General features: G+C 64.6%; 16 protein-coding genes. 9 read left to right on the top strand and 7 right to left on the bottom strand.

All coding sequences use genetic code 11. From position 1 onward, the window contains the following. Positions 1–3: 3 nt before the first annotated feature. Complete coding sequence (locus BM449_RS03105; protein WP_071800022.1) at positions 4–1,074, top strand: hypothetical protein; 1,071 nt, start codon at positions 4–6, stop codon at positions 1,072–1,074. Positions 1,075–1,095: 21 nt separating this feature from the next. Here the strand turns inward: BM449_RS03105 and BM449_RS03110 are convergent, their stop codons facing one another. After that, positions 1,096–2,157 (bottom strand): aldo/keto reductase, encoded by a 1,062-nt coding sequence (locus tag BM449_RS03110; protein WP_083544603.1) that lies wholly within the window; start codon positions 2,155–2,157, stop codon positions 1,096–1,098. Positions 2,158–2,221: 64 nt separating this feature from the next. After that, positions 2,222–2,818 (bottom strand): bifunctional nuclease family protein, encoded by a 597-nt coding sequence (locus BM449_RS03115; protein ID WP_071800024.1) that lies wholly within the window; start codon positions 2,816–2,818, stop codon positions 2,222–2,224. A gap of 53 nt (positions 2,819–2,871) precedes the next feature. On the opposite strand from BM449_RS03115, the gene BM449_RS03120 reads away from it, so the two are divergent. Together BM449_RS03120 and BM449_RS03125 are read left to right on the top strand one after the other, a co-directional pair. After that, positions 2,872–3,534, top strand: coding sequence for a riboflavin synthase (locus BM449_RS03120; protein ID WP_071800025.1), 663 nt, complete (start codon positions 2,872–2,874; stop codon positions 3,532–3,534). A 33-nt stretch (positions 3,535–3,567) separates the two neighbouring features. Continuing rightward, a complete protein-coding gene (locus BM449_RS03125) occupies positions 3,568–4,197 on the top strand; it encodes a DUF308 domain-containing protein (RefSeq protein ID WP_083544604.1) in 630 nt (209 codons plus the stop codon). A 32-nt stretch (positions 4,198–4,229) separates the two neighbouring features. Here BM449_RS03125 and BM449_RS03130 read toward each other — a convergent pair whose 3' ends face one another. The 4 genes from BM449_RS03130 to BM449_RS03145 all read right to left on the bottom strand — a co-directional run bounded on the left by BM449_RS03130 (position 4,230) and on the right by BM449_RS03145 (position 8,145). Then, on the bottom strand, positions 4,230–4,607 hold the full coding sequence (locus BM449_RS03130) for an AbrB family transcriptional regulator (protein ID WP_071800027.1): 378 nt from the start codon (positions 4,605–4,607) through the stop codon (positions 4,230–4,232). A 197-nt stretch (positions 4,608–4,804) separates the two neighbouring features. Continuing rightward, positions 4,805–5,329 carry a cytochrome c oxidase subunit 3 gene (locus BM449_RS03135; RefSeq protein ID WP_233831230.1) on the bottom strand — a complete coding sequence of 175 codons (525 nt, stop codon included), beginning with the start codon at positions 5,327–5,329 and terminating at the stop codon, positions 4,805–4,807. A gap of 212 nt (positions 5,330–5,541) precedes the next feature. Then, positions 5,542–7,221 carry a cytochrome c oxidase subunit I gene (gene ctaD, locus BM449_RS03140; RefSeq protein WP_071800028.1) on the bottom strand — a complete coding sequence of 560 codons (1,680 nt, stop codon included), beginning with the start codon at positions 7,219–7,221 and terminating at the stop codon, positions 5,542–5,544. A 51-nt stretch (positions 7,222–7,272) separates the two neighbouring features. Continuing rightward, positions 7,273–8,145 carry a cytochrome c oxidase subunit II gene (locus BM449_RS03145; RefSeq protein WP_071800029.1) on the bottom strand — a complete coding sequence of 291 codons (873 nt, stop codon included), beginning with the start codon at positions 8,143–8,145 and terminating at the stop codon, positions 7,273–7,275. Positions 8,146–8,321: 176 nt separating this feature from the next. Between BM449_RS03145 and BM449_RS03150 the strand changes: the two genes are divergently transcribed. The 6 genes from BM449_RS03150 to BM449_RS03175 all read left to right on the top strand — a co-directional run bounded on the left by BM449_RS03150 (position 8,322) and on the right by BM449_RS03175 (position 14,249). Beyond that, a complete protein-coding gene (locus BM449_RS03150) occupies positions 8,322–9,260 on the top strand; it encodes a COX15/CtaA family protein (RefSeq protein WP_071800030.1) in 939 nt (312 codons plus the stop codon). Further along, positions 9,253–10,266 (top strand): heme o synthase, encoded by a 1,014-nt coding sequence (locus BM449_RS03155; protein ID WP_083544365.1) that lies wholly within the window; start codon positions 9,253–9,255, stop codon positions 10,264–10,266. Before BM449_RS03150 ends, BM449_RS03155 begins: the two co-directional genes overlap by 8 nt. A 100-nt stretch (positions 10,267–10,366) precedes the next feature. Further along, complete coding sequence (locus BM449_RS03160) at positions 10,367–11,374, top strand: ABC transporter ATP-binding protein (protein WP_071801914.1); 1,008 nt, start codon at positions 10,367–10,369, stop codon at positions 11,372–11,374. Positions 11,375–11,431: 57 nt separating this feature from the next. Beyond that, the gene (locus BM449_RS03165) at positions 11,432–12,286 is read left to right on the top strand and encodes an ABC transporter permease (RefSeq protein ID WP_071800031.1); all 855 of its coding nucleotides are present in this window, start codon (positions 11,432–11,434) and stop codon (positions 12,284–12,286) included. A gap of 8 nt (positions 12,287–12,294) precedes the next feature. Further along, positions 12,295–13,461, top strand: coding sequence for a hypothetical protein (locus BM449_RS03170; RefSeq protein ID WP_071800032.1), 1,167 nt, complete (start codon positions 12,295–12,297; stop codon positions 13,459–13,461). 77 nt (positions 13,462–13,538) lie between these two features. Further along, positions 13,539–14,249: an N-acetylmannosamine-6-phosphate 2-epimerase gene (locus tag BM449_RS03175; protein ID WP_071801915.1), complete on the top strand. Its 711-nt coding sequence runs from the start codon at positions 13,539–13,541 to the stop codon at positions 14,247–14,249. A gap of 9 nt (positions 14,250–14,258) precedes the next feature. On the opposite strand, the gene groL is transcribed toward BM449_RS03175, so the two are convergent. Beyond that, positions 14,259–15,914 carry a chaperonin GroEL gene (groL, locus tag BM449_RS03180; protein WP_071800033.1) on the bottom strand — a complete coding sequence of 552 codons (1,656 nt, stop codon included), beginning with the start codon at positions 15,912–15,914 and terminating at the stop codon, positions 14,259–14,261. Between the last annotated feature and the right edge of the window lie 138 nt (positions 15,915–16,052).

A 16,052-nucleotide genomic window follows, 5' to 3' on the forward strand; every position in this document is an offset into this window, starting at 1 on the left:
GCCATGCAGGTGCTGCCCCCCTCCCAGCTCAGGCTCAGCCGCCGCCAGCTGCTGCGCTGGGGCGCCATCGGTGGGCTCGGCCTGATGGGCTCCTGCGCCAGGCCGAGCTCAGCCCAGCTGCTCTACAGCAGCGGTCAGATGCCAGCGGCCTGGTTGAAGCGGTTGCCGGATCCCTGGCGCGGCGAGGCCAAGGAGGGGCCCGGCGAGCTGCTCAGCCAGCTCTCCAGCGCCGATCTGCTGCAGTGGCCGGAGGGGTGGATTGGCGATCTCAGCGGCGAGCAGCTGCAGCCCTTTGCTCCGCCTGACACCCCCGAGGCCACCAGGCTGTTTGCCGATCTGGCCCCCTTCGCAGGGCCGATCAGCCATCTGTTCGGCGATCCGGCCGCTGCACCGATCGCCTATCCCTGGGCCTTCGGCACCTGGTGGTTGGTGCTGCGCAACCGTCAGGACCTGGCCGAACGCCGCGCCGAGGGCTGGTCTCTGCTCCTGGATGCCAGCCTCAAGGGCCTGCTCGTGCTGCCCTCCAGCCCCCGGGTGGTGATTGAGCTCTGCCTGCGCCAACTGGGCCTGGCCAGCCAAGACGAGGGCGCCCTGGCTGATCCGCGCTTGCTGCCCCAGCTGCGCCGGTTGCGCGGCCAGGCCCTGGCCTTCGATGAACGCGATGGCCTCAACCTGCTGTTGCGGGGCAAGGCTGAAGCGGCCGTGGTGGCCAGTCAGCGGCTTTTGCCTTTGCTGCGCAGTGATCTGCGCCTGACGGCCCTGCTGCCGGCCAGTGGCTCACCGCTGTGGTGGAACCTGCTGCTGCGGCCGGCCCGCAGCCGCGAACCGGCGCCCTTGGCCTGGCTTCAACAAGCTCGCGAGCCCGCCCTGCTCAGCCGGCTGCTGGCTGCGGGTTGGGTGCCACCGCTGCAGCGCCAGGCCCTGGCTGCAGCTTTGCAGAGCTGGCCCCAACCCATCGCCTCGCTCCTGTACCCGGAGCCGGCGGTGCTGGCCAACTGCAACAGCCTCTCCCCGCTCAGGGGCGAAGCGCGTGCCCGCTACCAGACGCTCTGGGACCAGGCCGCTCCGGCTTGAGCGCAACCCACGCCTGAACCCCTAGCCCCAGAGCCGGCGCCGCGGTGGTGCCGCCAGCAGGGCGTGGGTGTGGGCGAGCAGATCAGGAATCGCCAGGCCATGGGGACAGCGGGGCAGGCAGGCGCCGCAACGCTCACAGGCCCTGGCATCGAGCTGTTCCCACCAGTGGCCCGCCCGGCCGATCAGGTTGTAGCGCTCGGTGGCAAAAGCCTCCATGCCATGGCCGAGCGCCAGGTTGCGCAGGCGCAGCAGTTCGGGAATCGGCACGGCCTGCGGGCAGGGCAGGCAGGCGCGGCACTGGCCGCAACGGCCTGGGCCGAGGCGCCGGGCCGCCGCGGCGGCAAGCCGTTCGAGAGCCTCCGTTTCAAGCCGTGTGCGCGTGCCATCGGCGGCGGCGAGACGCTCGGCCCAGGCCAGATCACCTGGCTGGGCGGCCCCGAGGCTGAGGGTGCTGATCCCTTCGCTGATCAAAAAGCGATAGGCCAGCTCCAGGGGAGCCAAAGGGGCGCAGTCGGCGCTGAGTTCCGGCGGTGGGTCGTAGAGACGCCCGCCCTTGTCTGCAGGGGAGATCGCCATCACGCCAAGGCCGGCGGCGAGGGCCCGGCGGGCCAAGGGCAGGCGCTCCTGATCAAAGAGATGGAGATGAAGGCTGCAGAAACCGAAGCAACCGCTGCCCAGGGCCGCTTCGATCAGTCCGCTGCTGCCATGGCTGCTGAAGCCCAGTTGGCCCACCAGCCCTTCGCTGATCGCCCAGTCGAGCAGCTCCTTGCCCTCCCCCTCTAGGGCCCAGTCGAGATGCTCGGGCCGGTTGAGGCCATGCACCGCCAGGTTGTCGAGCCGCTCCACCCCCAGGCGCCTGAGGCAGGCCCGCAGCTGCTGGCGGCCTTCGATCAGGCCCACACCAGGCAGGATCTTGCTGGTGATCACCAGCTGGTCGCGGCGGAGCGCCAGCTTGGCCATCGCCTCGCCCAGGTAGGCCTCGGCCGGTCCGTAGGCGGGTGCGGTTTCGAGATGGTTGATGCCGCAGGCGAAGGCGGCGGCCAGCACCCGCTCCATCTGAGCGGCGGAATCAACCGCCCGCATTGTGCCCAACGTGAACAGCGAGACAGCCGGCCCTCGGCCAAAGGGCCGCCGGGCGGGCGCTTGCTCAGCGGGGGGCACCGGACGGGTCGCCAGGGGGCGCCGTTGGAGGGGGAGGGCCGGGCTCCTCCGGATCGCCACCGGGCTCGGGCTTGCCATCCGCCTGGCGCTGGGCAAGGCGGACATTGCGGATCAGTTCGGCCGGGCTGAGCTGATCGAGAAAGCGGCGAAAATCCTCCTGATCCTCCGCATCGGCCTCGGCATCGACCGGGATCGAGGCATCGGCCACCACCTCCTCCAGCATCCAGATGCTGGAGGAGGTGCGCAGGGCCAGGGCGATGGCATCGCTGGGGCGGCAGTCGATCTCAGTGGGCTCACCAGCGGGCGAGGTGAGTTTGAGAACGGCGCGGAAGGTGCTGTCTTCGATGGCATGGATGATCACCCGCTCCAGCCGCAAACCACCGGCCGCCAGCAGGGTGGCCATCAGATCGTGGCTGAGCGGGCGGGGGGGTGGCTCGCCTCCCAGGCCGGCCAGGATGTTCTGGGCCTGGGCCTGGTCGATCCAGATCGGCACCTGGCGCCGGCCGCAGGGATCGCGGAGCAGCACGATCGGGCTGCGACTGGCCGCGTCGAGGGCGATGCCGAGAACGCGCATTTCCACCATGGCCTTGCTGCGCCTGACCGTTGTCCATTATGGGCAGGAGCTCCAGGCCGACGATGTTCACAGGGTTGGTCCAGGCCGTGGGGCGATTGCGGCGCCAGCCCAAAGGCGTGCTGGTGGAGGGGCTGGGCCGTCACTTCGCCATTGCCCTGGGCGACAGCGTCGCTGTCGACGGCGTCTGCCTGACCGTTGCTGAACTGCACAGCGATGGCTTCCGCGCCGATGTCAGCGAGGAGACCCTCAACCGCAGCACCCTGGCCACCAAGGCGGCTGCGGGCGCGCCGGTGAATCTCGAGCCGGCCCTGCGCCTCGCCGACCGGCTCGGTGGTCACCTGGTCAGCGGCCATGTCGACGGGCTCGCCCATGTGGTCGCCATCAGCCAGCAACCGGCCTCCTGGAGGCTGGAGCTGCAATGGCAGGATCCGGCCTATGGCCGCTACATCTGCGACAAGGCCAGCGTGGCCGTCGATGGCATCAGCTTGACGGTGGCGGGATCCAGCGGGGCCGGGGAGCGGTTCTGGATCGCCGTGATCCCGCTCACCTGGACCAGCACCACATTGCGACAGCGCCGGGTGGGCGATGCGGTCAATCTGGAGGCCGACCTGCTGGCCAAATACACCGAGCGGTTGCTGGCGGCAACAAGCGCCCCAGGCGGGGGAACTCCGCCGCCCATGGCCGGGATCGATGGCTCATGGCTGGCCGAACACGGCTGGGCCTAGCGTTGAAGCCGTGATTGTTCGGGATCGATGAGCATGACGGGGGAGCACGCACCGATCGCCGCCCTGCGCACCTTCACCATCGCCGAGGGGATCGTGATGATCGTGCTCGGCAGCCTGGCCCTGATCTTTCCGGTGGTGGCCTCCTTCTGGGTCACGGCCGTTGTGGCGCTCGCCTTTCTGGTGGGAGGGATCGTCGGCCTCGTCGACAACCTCTACCGCGCCAGGCATCTGAGCCGCCGGCATGCCTTCGCTCGGCTGGTGGTCTCGACCCTGTTCCTGGTCACCGGCGCCTGGATGATCAGCCAATTCCGTGGCGGCCTTGGCAATGCGGCTTCCCAGGTAGCTTCGCTGGCCTTGGCGATCGGGGTGGTCTTTGTGATCGAGGGCTTGGTGGCCATTGCTGTTGCCGCCAGCCACAAGCAGGCCGTGGGTCGGGGCTGGGGACTGGCCAACGGCCTGATCACCCTGCTGCTCGGCGTCTTGATCCTGACGATGAAGTTCTGGAGTCAGCTCTCAGTGATCGGCGTGCTCGTTGGCGTGAGCTTCCTGTTCAGCGGCATCGACCTGCTCGCCTTCAGTGCCCATCTCCATGGTCCTGGAGATGGCAAAGACTCAGCCCCATCCGCCCTACGCGAAACCAACGAAGCCAACCCCAGGACCTGATTGGCACTGGCAACAGCGAAGCGAAAGGCCGGTTAGGGCAGTTCCGGCTCGTCGTTGAGGGGGAGCAACCAGATCGAACCGGTTTCCGCGTGGATCTGGATCTGAAACTCCTGGCCGGGCTCGAGCCCCATGCGGCGGGTGTAGGCGTTGCCGATCATCAAGTTGCCATTGCCATGCACCCGGGTGCGGAATTCAGCCTGGCGTCCCTTGCTGCCACTGCCCTGGCCATGGCTTGCCTGGGCGTTGTTGCCGCCGAGACGGTAACCCTTGGCTTCCACCAAGGCCCGGTAGAAACCCTTCTTCAGTAGACGCCCACCTGGGCTGACATAGCCACAGGCTCTGGCAATCTCATCTTCTGAACAACTGCTGAGGGTTCTCGCCTTCTCAAGCAGGGCCTTTCCCACAAGCATCGCTTTTCAGTCCAGCAAGGCTTTTCCCTCTACCAAGGCTCTTAACTCCAGCAAGAATTTTCCTTCTGGAATGGGTGGGGCGGGATGATGGCGTCCAACGCGATGGCCTGACTTTAGGCCGGTCTCGAAGCAGATGACTGCTCGGTGGATGGGGAGCTATGCAGGACCTCAGCGTCCCGGAGAAGCCGCTGACAGGATTAAAGGATATAGAGGATGCCGAAGAGAATCAACCAGATCACATCCACGAAGTGCCAATAGAGTTCGGCTGCTTCGACGCCGAAATGGTGCTCAGGTGTGAAGTGACCCGGCTTGCGTGCCTGCCACCAGACAATCAGGATCATCATGGCGCCCAGGGACACGTGCAGCCCGTGGAAACCCGTGAGGGCATAAAAGGTGCTGGCGTAGAGGTTGTCGGTGAGGCCGAAGGGCAGTGAAAAATATTCGACCATCTGACCAGCCAGGAAGGCCACCCCAAGGGCCGCCGTCAGCAGCAGCCAGCGGCGGAAGGCAGATGGCCTGTCCTGCTTCAGTTCGCTGGCGGCACGGTGGAACGTGAAACTGCTCGCCACAAGCAGGGCGGTGTTGATCGTGGGCAACACCAGTTCCAGTTCGTAGATCGCTCCCAGTGGCAGGGGATTCACCGCCCGAAACGTGAGGTAAGCGGCAAAGAATCCGGCGAAGGTCATTCCATCGGCCACCAGGAAAGTGGTCAGGCCGAACATGCGCACGTCGCGATGGCCTTCCTCGTCCTCCTCAGCGGGCAGTGAAGCTGGGGACTCAACGATGCTGGCAGCAACGGTTGCGGAGGTCAAGGTTTCTGTCGCCACAGCGGCAGCACTTGATGACGGTTCGGGGCGGGGTGTCAGGGCGGCCATGGTGTGGGTCTGGGCGAATCGACAATCGGGGAAGCAGCGAGGTGGGGCAAGCCCCTGGATCATCGACCCCGAGACCAGAGCTGTTGGCCCGTGGTGGACTTGAGGTCGATCTGGTCTTCAGCGACGCCGTAGCCGTAGGGGTGGGTCACCAACGGCGCAGGGCCGATCCAGTTCTCCACCGGTGGAGGAGAACTGGTCAACCATTCCGGAGTCAACGCCCTCCAGGGGTTGTCACCAGCCACCGGGCCGGCGAAGGCACTCCAGGCCACATTGATTAGGAATGGAAGGGTGCTGATCGCCATCAGCAGGGCTCCCACACTGCTGACCTGGTTCAACATGGTGAACTGCGGGTCGTACTCAGCCACGCGGCGGGGCATGCCATTGAGGCCAAGCCAGTGCTGGGGGGCAAAGCAGAGGTTGAAACCAATGAAGGTGAGCGCAAAGTGCAGGCGGCCCAGGTGTTCGTTCAGCATCCGGCCCGTGAACTTGGGGAACCAGTGATAAATCGATCCAAACACGACGAAGACGGTTCCGCCATAGACGATGTAGTGAAAATGCCCGACAACGAAGTAGGTGTCGTGGACATGAATATCGAAGGGGACCTGGGCCAGTGCCACCCCGGTGATGCCACCGAAAACGAAGTGAACGATGAAGGCACAGCTGAACAACATGGCGCTGTTCAGTGCGATTTTGCCGCCCCAAAGTGTGGCGAGCCAGTTAAAGAATTTGATGCCGGTTGGTACGGCGATGAAGGCCGTGGCAATCGTGAAAAACAGGCGCATCCAGGGGGGCGTACCGCTGGTGAACATGTGATGGGCCCAGACGATCAAGCCGAGGAAAACAATCCCAAGAATGGAGTACACCATCGTGGTGTAGCCGAACAGGGGCTTGCGGGCATGAACCGGCAGAATTTCACTGACCAGCCCAAAGGCCGGAAGAACCATGATGTAAACCGCCGGGTGGGAATAGAACCAGAAAAGGTGTTGATACACCACCGCATTGCCTCCCAAGGCCGGGTTGAAGAATCCGGTGTGGGCGATGATGTCGAAACTGAGCAACACCAGCGTTCCTGCTAGCACCGGTGTGGCGAGAACCACAAGGAAACTGGTGCCCAGCATCGCCCAGCAGTACATGGGCAGTTGCATCATCTTCAGCCCCGGGCGACGCAGCTTCAAGATGGTGGCAATGAAGTTGATGCCCCCAAAAATGGAACTACCGCCCAGGAGCAACACACTCAAGATCCAAACCACTTGGCCGGCAGCGGGAGTGGTGAGGCTGAGCGGCGGATAGGCCGTCCAACCGGACTGGGCCGCACCGGCAATGAAGTAACTGGCAATCAGCAAAAAACCAGCCGGTGGAATCATCCAGAAAGCCACCGCATTGAGCCGGGGAAACGCCATGTCCCGGGCTCCTACATAAAAAGGAATCAGATAATTACCGAAGGCTCCATTCACCACAGGCACGATCCACAAAAAAATCATCACCGTGCCATGCAGGGTGAGCATTTCGTTGTAGGTTTCCCTGGGAACAAAATCGGATATCGGACTCAACAATTCCACCCGAATCACGCCGGCCAGGGCGCCTCCCACCAGATAGAAAAAGAACCCGGTCACCATGTATTGCAGACCGATCACTTTGTGATCGAGGCTGAAGCTGAGATAACGAAGCCAGCCTTGCGGCTGTAACCCCGGAGGGAGGCTTTGCGGTTGGGAAGTCTGGGGGGGGAAAGCCAGGGTCATCGCCAGGGGGGCATGGGGTTGAAGGGAATCAAAAACGCTCTGGAGCCGACCTCAGCCGGTGGGAGCTCCGGCTGCCGAGGCCACCGTTGCCGGAAGGTTGGAATCCAGCCAACGATCGAAGGCCTCCGGCTCGTGGACCACCACGGTGGAACGCATCCCGCCGTGGTACGGGCCGCAGAGTTCGGCGCAGATGATCGGATACCGGCCCGGCAGGGTGGGGGTAAAGGTCAACACGGTTGGCTGCCCGGGGATCACGTCCTGCTTCAGGCGGAACTCAGGCACCCAGAAGGCATGGATCACATCGCGCGCCTCCATCCGCAACTCCACCGTCTGGCCGCTTTTGACGTGAAGTTCGCCGCTGATGAAGTCGCCTTCGGGGTAATGGAAAAGGAAGGCGAACTGAAGAGCCGTTACATCGACAGGCAAGACGCCGATGCTTCCACCAGAAGCAGCACCGATTCCTCCCCAGAGGCGGGGGGTTCCAGCCTCTCCTTCTGATGACCGGACACTGGCTTGAGCGACTGGAGAGTCCATCGTCCCATGCATGGAATGGGGATCGGCGAGGGGGATCATGCCGCCCATCCGGTCATAGATGTCGTAGCTGTAGATGCCGACAAACAACACCACGATTGCGGGGATGGCGGTCCAGAAGATTTCAAGCTGAAGATTTCCTTCCACAGCCACACCATCACCAGAATCACCATCCCGCCGCCTGAAACGCACCAGGCTGAAGATCAACAGGCCAAGAATTCCTAGAAAAAGGATTGTGCCGATCGTGAAAAGTACGGCGAAGAGTTCGTCATACAAAGGGGCGTTCGAACTGGCGGCTGCTGGCAGGAGGTTGATATTCTGGCCAACCCAAAGCCCTGCCAAGACGAGGATCATGCCCACCACCAAGGTGAGAATGGCGGAGGGTATGGGCACGGACCGCATGTCGCTGGATTCCCACCTTATGGGGATCGAGGATCCGGCAAGGGCCATTGGCGCAAACCACTTATCAACTCCGATCCAAGTGCGCGATTCCACACAGGGGCTGCCCCTGTAGAGCCCAGTCCAGGCAACGGACTTCAGGGTGAAGCTTGATCGCTAGTTTGGCTGGCATGGTGCCTGGAATGCTCTTTCTCACATCCCATTTGGTGGTGGCCCTGGTGGCGCTTGTCGGCATCGGTGGCGCCACCCGGGTGATGCAAGCCGGCTTGGCCTGCCCCGACTGGCCGCTCTGCTATGGCAGCTTCCTGCCTGGTGGCCAGATGAATCTGAAGGTGTTCCTCGAATGGTTTCACCGCCTTGATGCCTTTCTGGTCGGCATCGGTTTGCTGGTCTTGCTCGTGATCAGTTTGCTGAAGCGGTCCTCGCTGCCTGCTTGGCTGCCATGGGCCAGCGGCACGGCCCTTCTGCTGGTGGCTTTCCAGGGCGCCCTCGGTGCCCTGACGGTGACCCAGCTGCTGCGATTCGACCTGGTCACGGCTCACCTGGCCACGGCCCTGGTGCTGGTGGCCCTGCTCAGCGCAATCCATCAGGGCTTGGCCTTCCGTCCCGAACCAGCCTCTTCGCTCCAGCCACCAACAAGCAGTGTTCGGCCTGGCTGGCCAGCGGCCTGGTGGATGGCCCCCGCCTCAGCTGGTTTGGCTGTGTTCATCCAGGCCATCTCAGGAGCCCTGATGGCCAGCCAATGGGCTTCAGGCCGTTGCCTTGCCAGCGGAGAAGCCTGCCAGTGGTTAGCCCTCCATCGCCAGCTCGCCACGCCTGTGGCCACAGCGGTGATTGCGCTGAGCCTGGTACCAATCCTGCTGCGCGGTTCGCTTCGGCGACAGTGGCCGCTCGCAGCAGCAGCCGTGATGCTCGTGACCTTGCAAGTTCTGCTTGGCGTGTTCACCCTTCGCCTCGCCCTGGCCGTGCCCCTGATCACCGTGGGGCACCAGATCACGGCAGCTTTGCTTGTGGCCGTACTCGCCGCCCTGGCGATGCGGACCTGGCGATCCAGCCTTCCCAGCGCCGACCTCGGCCGATCCCCTCGTATGCAGACCTCCCATGGTTAGCGCCAGTGTGACCACGGCCCCTTCGCCCCCCCCGTTGGGCGTGGACAGGCCGGTAGCCGCTCCAGCCAAGGCGCGCCTGCCCGCCTGGCTGGAAATCGCCAAACCTCGGCTGATTCCCCTGCTGCTGGCCACCACCCTCGGCGGCATGGCCCTCTCCGAAGGCTGGCCATTACCCACCTCAACCCTGGCCTGCACCCTGGGCGGTGGCGCCCTGGCCGCTGCCGCTGCCGGCGTTTTCAACTGCCTCTGGGAAGAGAATCTCGATGGCCGGATGGGGCGCACCAGTGGCCGTGCCCTGCCCTCCGGTCGGCTTTCTTCCACCACGGCCTTCTGGGCGGCGGTCGCCCTCACCCTGGCCTCGTCGCTGCTGTTGATCGTCGGGGTGAACAGCCTGGCGGCCGCTCTCTCGTTGCTCGGGCTATGCAGCTATGTGCTGCTCTACACAGCCCTGCTCAAACCCCGCACCACCCAGAACATCGTCATCGGTGGCGTCGCCGGTGCGATTCCGCCCCTGGTGGGAGCGGCCGCTGCCAGTGGGCATGTGGGTCTGGGTGGTTGGTGGCTGTTCAGCCTGGTGATGCTCTGGACACCGGCCCATTTCTGGGCCTTGGCCCTGTTGCTTGCGGAGGATTACCGCTCGGTGGGCATTCCGATGTTGCCGGTGATCAAAGGTGCCGCCCACACCACCCGGGCGATCGGCCATTACGCCAGGGCCACGGCCCTGATCAGTGGCTTCGGAGTGCTGGCCTTGCCCACTGGTGGACTGCTCTACGGGCTGCTGCTGCTGCCATTCAATTCCAGGCTGCTGCAGATGTCACGCTCCTTGGCCCAGGCCCCGGAAGACCCCATGGCCGCCAAAGGGTTGTTTCGCTGGTCGATCCTCTACCTGTTCGGCATCTGCCTGTTGCTGCTGATGGCCCGCTTACCCGGAGCCAACGTGTTCAGCCAGCAGAGCTGGGAACTGCTGGTGGCTGCCTACCCGTTCCTGCCTGCTGCAGCGCTCTGAGCGCCAGGGTTGGCACTCTCCTTGGCAGTGTTGCTCCCTTTCTAGATTAAATGAACCCATCGGCCTGGCAGGAGTGTCACAAACGGGAGAAGAAGCCACGGTGATCGAGCTCATTGAGCTACGCAGGAACTACGGCCCGGTCACGGCCCTGGCCGGCCTCTCCTTGACCGTGCCCAAGGGCTGCCTGTACGGGCTGCTGGGCCCCAACGGTGCGGGCAAGACCACCGCCCTGCGCATCGTCTGCACCCTGCTGGCCCCCGACAGCGGCAGCGTCAGGGTGGGCGGGCTCGATGCCCTGGCCCAGCCCAGGGCCGTGCGTGAACTGCTCGGCTATGTGGCCCAGGAGGTGGCGATCGACAAGATCCTCACGGGTCGGGAACTACTGGAGTTGCAGGGGGCGCTGTACCACCTCAACGCCAAGCGCCTGCAGGCGCGGATCCTTGAACTCAGCGGCCTGCTCGGCATGGACGACTGGCTGGATCGGCGCTGTGGCAGCTACTCCGGCGGAATGCGCCGCCGGCTGGACCTGGCCAGCGGCCTACTTCACGATCCAGCTGTGCTGGTGCTCGATGAACCCACCGTCGGCCTTGACATCGAAAGCCGTGCCGCGATCTGGCAGGTGTTGCGCCAGCTCCGCGATCAGGGCACCACGGTGCTGTTGAGCAGCCACTACCTCGAAGAAATCGATGCCCTCGCCGATCGGCTGGCGATCATCGATGGTGGACAGGTGATTGCCGAGGGAACGCCCACCAGCTTGAAGAGCGCCCTGGGGGGCGATCGGGTCACCCTGCGGGTACGGGAATTCAGCAACGCCCCTGAAGCTGAACGGGTCCGTGAGGTGCTGGAGCGCTGCCCGGGCGTTCGCCAGGTGGTGGTGAACCTGGCCCAGGGCCATTCGCTCAATCTCGTTGTTGAGAATGCAACGGTGATTGAACCGCTGCGGCGCCAGCTGGCCGCGGCCGATCTGCCAGTGTTCTCTCTCTCCCAAAGCCGCCCCAGCCTGGATGATGTCTATCTCCAGGCCACCGGCCGCACCCTGATGGATGCGGAGCTGCAGGTGGCCGGTAGCCGTGATCCCAAGGCGGAGCGCAAACAGGCGATGCGTTGATCCCATGTCTCGAGCCCTTTCCTTCCCTCTGACCCGGCGATGACCAGTGCACCCTCCATGACCTCCACCGTTGCCAAGCCTGGGGCGTCAATCTCCGGGAATTCAGCCCTAGCCGATCAGGGCCAGGAAATCCTCGCTCTGACCAAACGGCTGTTCCTGCAATTGGCCCGGCGGCCCTCCACGCTTGTGGCAGGGGTGTTGCAGCCCCTGATCTGGCTGGTGTTGTTCGGCGCCCTGTTCGCCAAGGCGCCTGAGGGTCTGCTGCCCGATGGCATGAGCTACGGCCGCTTCCTCGGGGCTGGGGTGATTGTGTTCACGGCGTTCAGCGCGGCGCTCAACGCCGGACTTCCAGTGATGTTCGATCGGGAATTCGGCTTTCTGAACCGGTTGCTGGTGGCACCGTTGCGATCGAGAAGTTCGATCGTGATTGCCTCGGTGCTCTACATCACCAGCCTCAGCCTGGTCCAGAGCCTGGCGATCATGGGAACGGCGGCCCTGCTCGGATACGGCTGGCCAGGGGTCTACGGCCTTGTGCTGGTCCTCGTCACCCTGCTGCTGCTCGTCTTCGCCGTGACCGGACTGAGCCTGGGCCTCGCCTTTGCCTTGCCGGGACACATCGAATTGATCGCCGTGATCTTCGTGGTGAACCTGCCGCTGCTGTTCGCCAGCACCGCGCTCGCGCCGATTTCGTTCATGCCCACCTGGTTGGGGTGGCTAGCGGCCCTGAATCCACTTACGTTCGCTATTGAACCGATTCGTGCCGCCTACGCCGGCCAAGTTTCCCTGTCAGCCGTTGTCCTCCAGGCTCCCTACGGCGCCTTAACAGGCGCCCACTGCCTGCTGGTTCTTGCAGTGCTGGCTGCGGGCCTGTTCCTCCTGATCCGGCCATTGCTGGATCGCAAACTCAGCTGAGTGCCGCCGTGCCCCTCCCTTTTTCCCCCTCGGACCTGACCCTCGCCGCGCCTGCTGCGGAACAGGGACCACTGCGCCAGGAACTGATCGCGGCCCTGCGCCGTCAGGATCCAGGCAGCATTGCCAGGCTTTCAACGCGCTGGGTCCATCGCCATGGCGTCGATGCGCTCGACCAGCTGATCCGTGAGCAGGCCGCAGAAGCCCCCGCAACCCAGGCCAACGCCCTGCAGCTGGAGTTGAACTCCCTCGCAGGCACCCTGGCAAAACCGCTGGCAACCGAGGCCGCTGTTCTCGAAACGCCGCCCCCCAACCCTGCTGAATGGGAGATCAAAGCGATCGATCCCCCTGCCACAGTCCAGGCCGTCGACACCGCCAACCCATTCGAGACGCCCTCCTTGGCTGCTGTGGCGTCCAAGCCAGAGCTGTCTACCGAGGATCCGTTCCAGGCCAAAGCGTCGATTGGCGATCCATTCGCCTCCGATCCGCCTGCCGCCCAACCAATGGCGGCGACTCCGTCTGCCCTGGATTCCTTCACGGCTGATTCCTTCATGCCTGGTTCCTTTGCTTCAGAACCATCTCCGGCGGAAGCGGCCATGGCCTCAGACCCGTTCGCCCCATTGGACCCTGGGCCGAACCCATTTGATCCAGCCCCCTTGGCGGCGGTGGCTTCGGAAGCTTCAACCGCGACAGCTATTAGCGTCACAGCCAACGATCCAGCTCCAGGCGCCGAGACCGAAACCAACCCTGCAGCGATCCCTGAGGAGGGGCACCCCGGCAGCGGCAGCGACGGCAGGCCCCAACGACGCAGCCCGATCCGGCGCTTCAAGAACTTGGTGCGCTACTGCATCGACGAGGTGGCCAGCACCTTTCAACAGGACGCCGATCTTGAAGCGAGCGGGCCCGGAGCCACTGTCCAGCCACCAGCGGCCAGCTGGCCTCTCCCCCCAACGCTGCCCTCTCCCCAGCCCGAATCAGCTAGAGGTCCTGCCGCCACTAGCCCAGCTGTTAGCAGAAGATCGTTCAGCAGCCAACCACCAGCTGAGCGGCAGCCGCGTCTCACCACGACGCCCGAGACCCCAGGGGCAGCGGCTGCGCCGCCGGTCCACCCCGATCTGGCGGCCTTGCGCTCGTGGTTGCCGGATCCACGGGACGACGAAGAGCGCCGGGCTTCTTGACCCAGCTATTCGACAAAATCCTGACGAAACCGTCCTGACCGCCGGCATCATTGCTGCGGCTTTTCTGCCCCCCCTCCTTGCCCAAGTCGTCCCCAGCCCACCGGCTCAGCCGTGCCTCCCTGCAAGGGGGGTTGATCGTCTCGGTGCAGGCGCCGGAGGGTTCGCCGATGCGGCAATGCGAGGTGATTGCCGCCATGGCGCAGGCCAGCCTGGCCAATGGGGCGATCGGCGTGCGGCTGGAGAGCCCCGAGCACATCGGAGCGGTTCGGAGACGCTGCCCGGCAGCCCTGATCATCGGACTGTGGAAACGCAGCTTTGCCGATAGTTCCGTCTACATCACGCCGGGATGGGAGGACATCAAGGCCGTCTGGGCCGCCGGCGCCGATGTGGTCGCCATCGATGCCACCGACCGCGTCCGACCGGGCGGCGAGGAGCTGACCGCACTGATCGATCGGGCCCACACCGAGCTCGGCGCCACGTTGATGGCCGATGTCGACAGCGTGGCCAACGGGCTGAAGGCGGCGGCCCTTGGCTGCGCCTGGGTGGGAACCACGCTGTATGGCTACACGCAGGAGACGGCCGCTTGTTGGCCTCCAGCCTGGGATCTGCTGGCGCCCCTGCGTGCCGCCTTGCCCGAAGGGGCGGTTCTGATCTGTGAAGGCGGGATCGCCACGGCCGGCGACGCCAGGCGGGCCAACCGCCTGGGAGCCGATGCGGTGGTTGTGGGAACCGCCATCACCGGCGTGGATCTGCAGGTGGCCGCCTACGTCAAGACGCTGGCAGGTTGAGCGAGTCGCTCACATCATTCCCGGCATGCCCATGCCGCCCATGCCAGGCATGCCCATTCCTCCCATTCCACCTGGGGAAGGTGGGGCCTCAGGTTCGGCCTTGTCGGCGATCACCACTTCGGTGGTGATCAACAAAGCAGCGATCGAAACCGCATCCTGCAGGGCCAGCCGCACCACCTTGGCGGCATCGAGAATGCCAGCGGCGATCAGGTCTTCGTATTCGCCTGTGAGGGCATTGAAACCTTTGCCGGAGCTCAGCGCTTCAGCCACCACAACCACGCCGTTGGCGCCGGCGTTATCGGCGATCTGGCGCAGGGGAGCCGAGAGGGCGCGCTGGACGATCTGGGCACCGGTGCGCTGATCGCCGTTCAGCCGGGCGATCAGACCATCAAGACCGGCAGCCAGTTGCAGCAGGGTGCTGCCGCCACCGGGGACAATGCCTTCTTCGACCGCCGCGCGGGTGGCGTTGAGGGCATCCTCAATGCGCAGCTTGCGGTGGCGCAGTTCGGTTTCGGTGGGGGCCCCGACCTTGATGACGGCCACACCTCCGGCCAATTTGGCGATCCGCTCATTGAGCTTTTCCTTGTCGTAGTCGGAGTCGGTGACCTCCAGTTCGCGTTTGATCGAGGCGACGCGTTCGGCGACGGCATCGCGATGCTCATCGCTGCCGATGATCGTGGTGCTGTCCTTGCTGATCGTGATCCGACGCACCTTGCCGAGGTCGGCCAGGCTGACGCTGTCGAGAGCCATCGCCCGGTCCTCGCTGATCAAGGTGGCGCCAGTGAGGATGGCGATGTCCTGCAGGGCGGCCTTACGGCGCTCACCGAAGGACGGAGCGCGCACCGCTGCCACCTGCAGCACACCACGGTTCTTGTTCACCACCAAGGTGGCCAGGGCTTCACCGTCGACCTCCTCGGCCAGGATCACCAGGGGCGAGGAGCCGGCCTTCGCGACCATCTCCAGCACGGGCAGAAGATCGGCGATCGCACTGATCTTGCGGTCGGTGACGAGCAGCAGGGCGTTCTCGTAGTCGCAGACCTGACGGTCGGCGTCGGTGACGAAATAAGGAGAAGAATAGCCCCGGTCGAAGGCCATGCCCTCGGTGATCTCAAGTTCGGTGGCCAGAGAGCGGGATTCCTCGACGGTGATCACCCCATCGGTGCTCACCTTGTCCATGGCGTCAGAAACCATCTGGCCGATCTGCTCGTCGCCACCGGCACTGACCGTGGCGACCTGGCGGATCGCCTCACCGGCCACGGCCTCAGACAGGCGGGCGATGCCGGTCACGATCTCGGCGGTCGCCGCTTCCATGCCGCGTCGCAACCCCACCGGATTGGCACCCGCCGCCACGTTGCGCAGACCTTCCTGCACCAGGGCCTGGGCCAACAGGGTGGCCGTCGTGGTGCCATCGCCGGCCTTGTCCTTGGTTTTGGTGGCCACCTGCTGCATCAGCTTGGCGCCGATGTTTTCGAACGGATCTTCAAGCTCGATTTCCTTGGCGATGGTGACGCCGTCATTGACGATGTCGGGAGCACCGAACTTCTTCTCGATCACCACGTTGCGACCCCGCGGCCCGATTGTGACCTTCACCGCATCGGCAAGGGCATTCACGCCGCGCTCCAGAGAAGCGCGGGATGCATCCGAGAAACTGATCAGTTTGGCCATCGGTGGGGGGTGGACAGACCGTGGGGCTGCCCGATAGACGTCAACGATCAGGCTCCCACGGCGGGGCGGGCGATGTCAGCGATGTTGTAGTGGGGAAAGCCGAATCAGACACCCCGGCTCGATAGGGTCTTGCCATGG

Origin of the sequence: Synechococcus sp. SynAce01 (genome assembly GCF_001885215.1) — a bacterium.
GTDB lineage: Bacteria > Cyanobacteriota > Cyanobacteriia > PCC-6307 > Cyanobiaceae > Regnicoccus > Regnicoccus frigidus.

Bases quoted from the DNA above. Each gene is read 5' to 3' on its own strand.
- BM449_RS03105 (WP_071800022.1), top strand. From the start codon at position 4: ATGCAGGTGCTGCCCCCCTCCCAGCTCAGGCTCAGCCGCCGCCAGCTG.
- BM449_RS03110 (WP_083544603.1), bottom strand. From the start codon at position 2,157: ATGCGGGCGGTTGATTCCGCCGCTCAGATGGAGCGGGTGCTGGCCGCC.
- BM449_RS03115 (WP_071800024.1), bottom strand. From the start codon at position 2,818: ATGGTGGAAATGCGCGTTCTCGGCATCGCCCTCGACGCGGCCAGTCGC.
- BM449_RS03120 (WP_071800025.1), top strand. From the start codon at position 2,872: ATGTTCACAGGGTTGGTCCAGGCCGTGGGGCGATTGCGGCGCCAGCCC.
- BM449_RS03125 (WP_083544604.1), top strand. From the start codon at position 3,568: ATGACGGGGGAGCACGCACCGATCGCCGCCCTGCGCACCTTCACCATC.
- BM449_RS03130 (WP_071800027.1), bottom strand. From the start codon at position 4,607: ATGCTTGTGGGAAAGGCCCTGCTTGAGAAGGCGAGAACCCTCAGCAGT.
- BM449_RS03135 (WP_233831230.1), bottom strand. From the start codon at position 5,329: ATGTTCGGCCTGACCACTTTCCTGGTGGCCGATGGAATGACCTTCGCC.
- ctaD (WP_071800028.1), bottom strand. From the start codon at position 7,221: ATGACCCTGGCTTTCCCCCCCCAGACTTCCCAACCGCAAAGCCTCCCT.
- BM449_RS03150 (WP_071800030.1), top strand. From the start codon at position 8,322: ATGGTGCCTGGAATGCTCTTTCTCACATCCCATTTGGTGGTGGCCCTG.
- BM449_RS03155 (WP_083544365.1), top strand. From the start codon at position 9,253: ATGGTTAGCGCCAGTGTGACCACGGCCCCTTCGCCCCCCCCGTTGGGC.
- BM449_RS03165 (WP_071800031.1), top strand. From the start codon at position 11,432: ATGACCTCCACCGTTGCCAAGCCTGGGGCGTCAATCTCCGGGAATTCA.
- groL (WP_071800033.1), bottom strand. From the start codon at position 15,914: ATGGCCAAACTGATCAGTTTCTCGGATGCATCCCGCGCTTCTCTGGAG.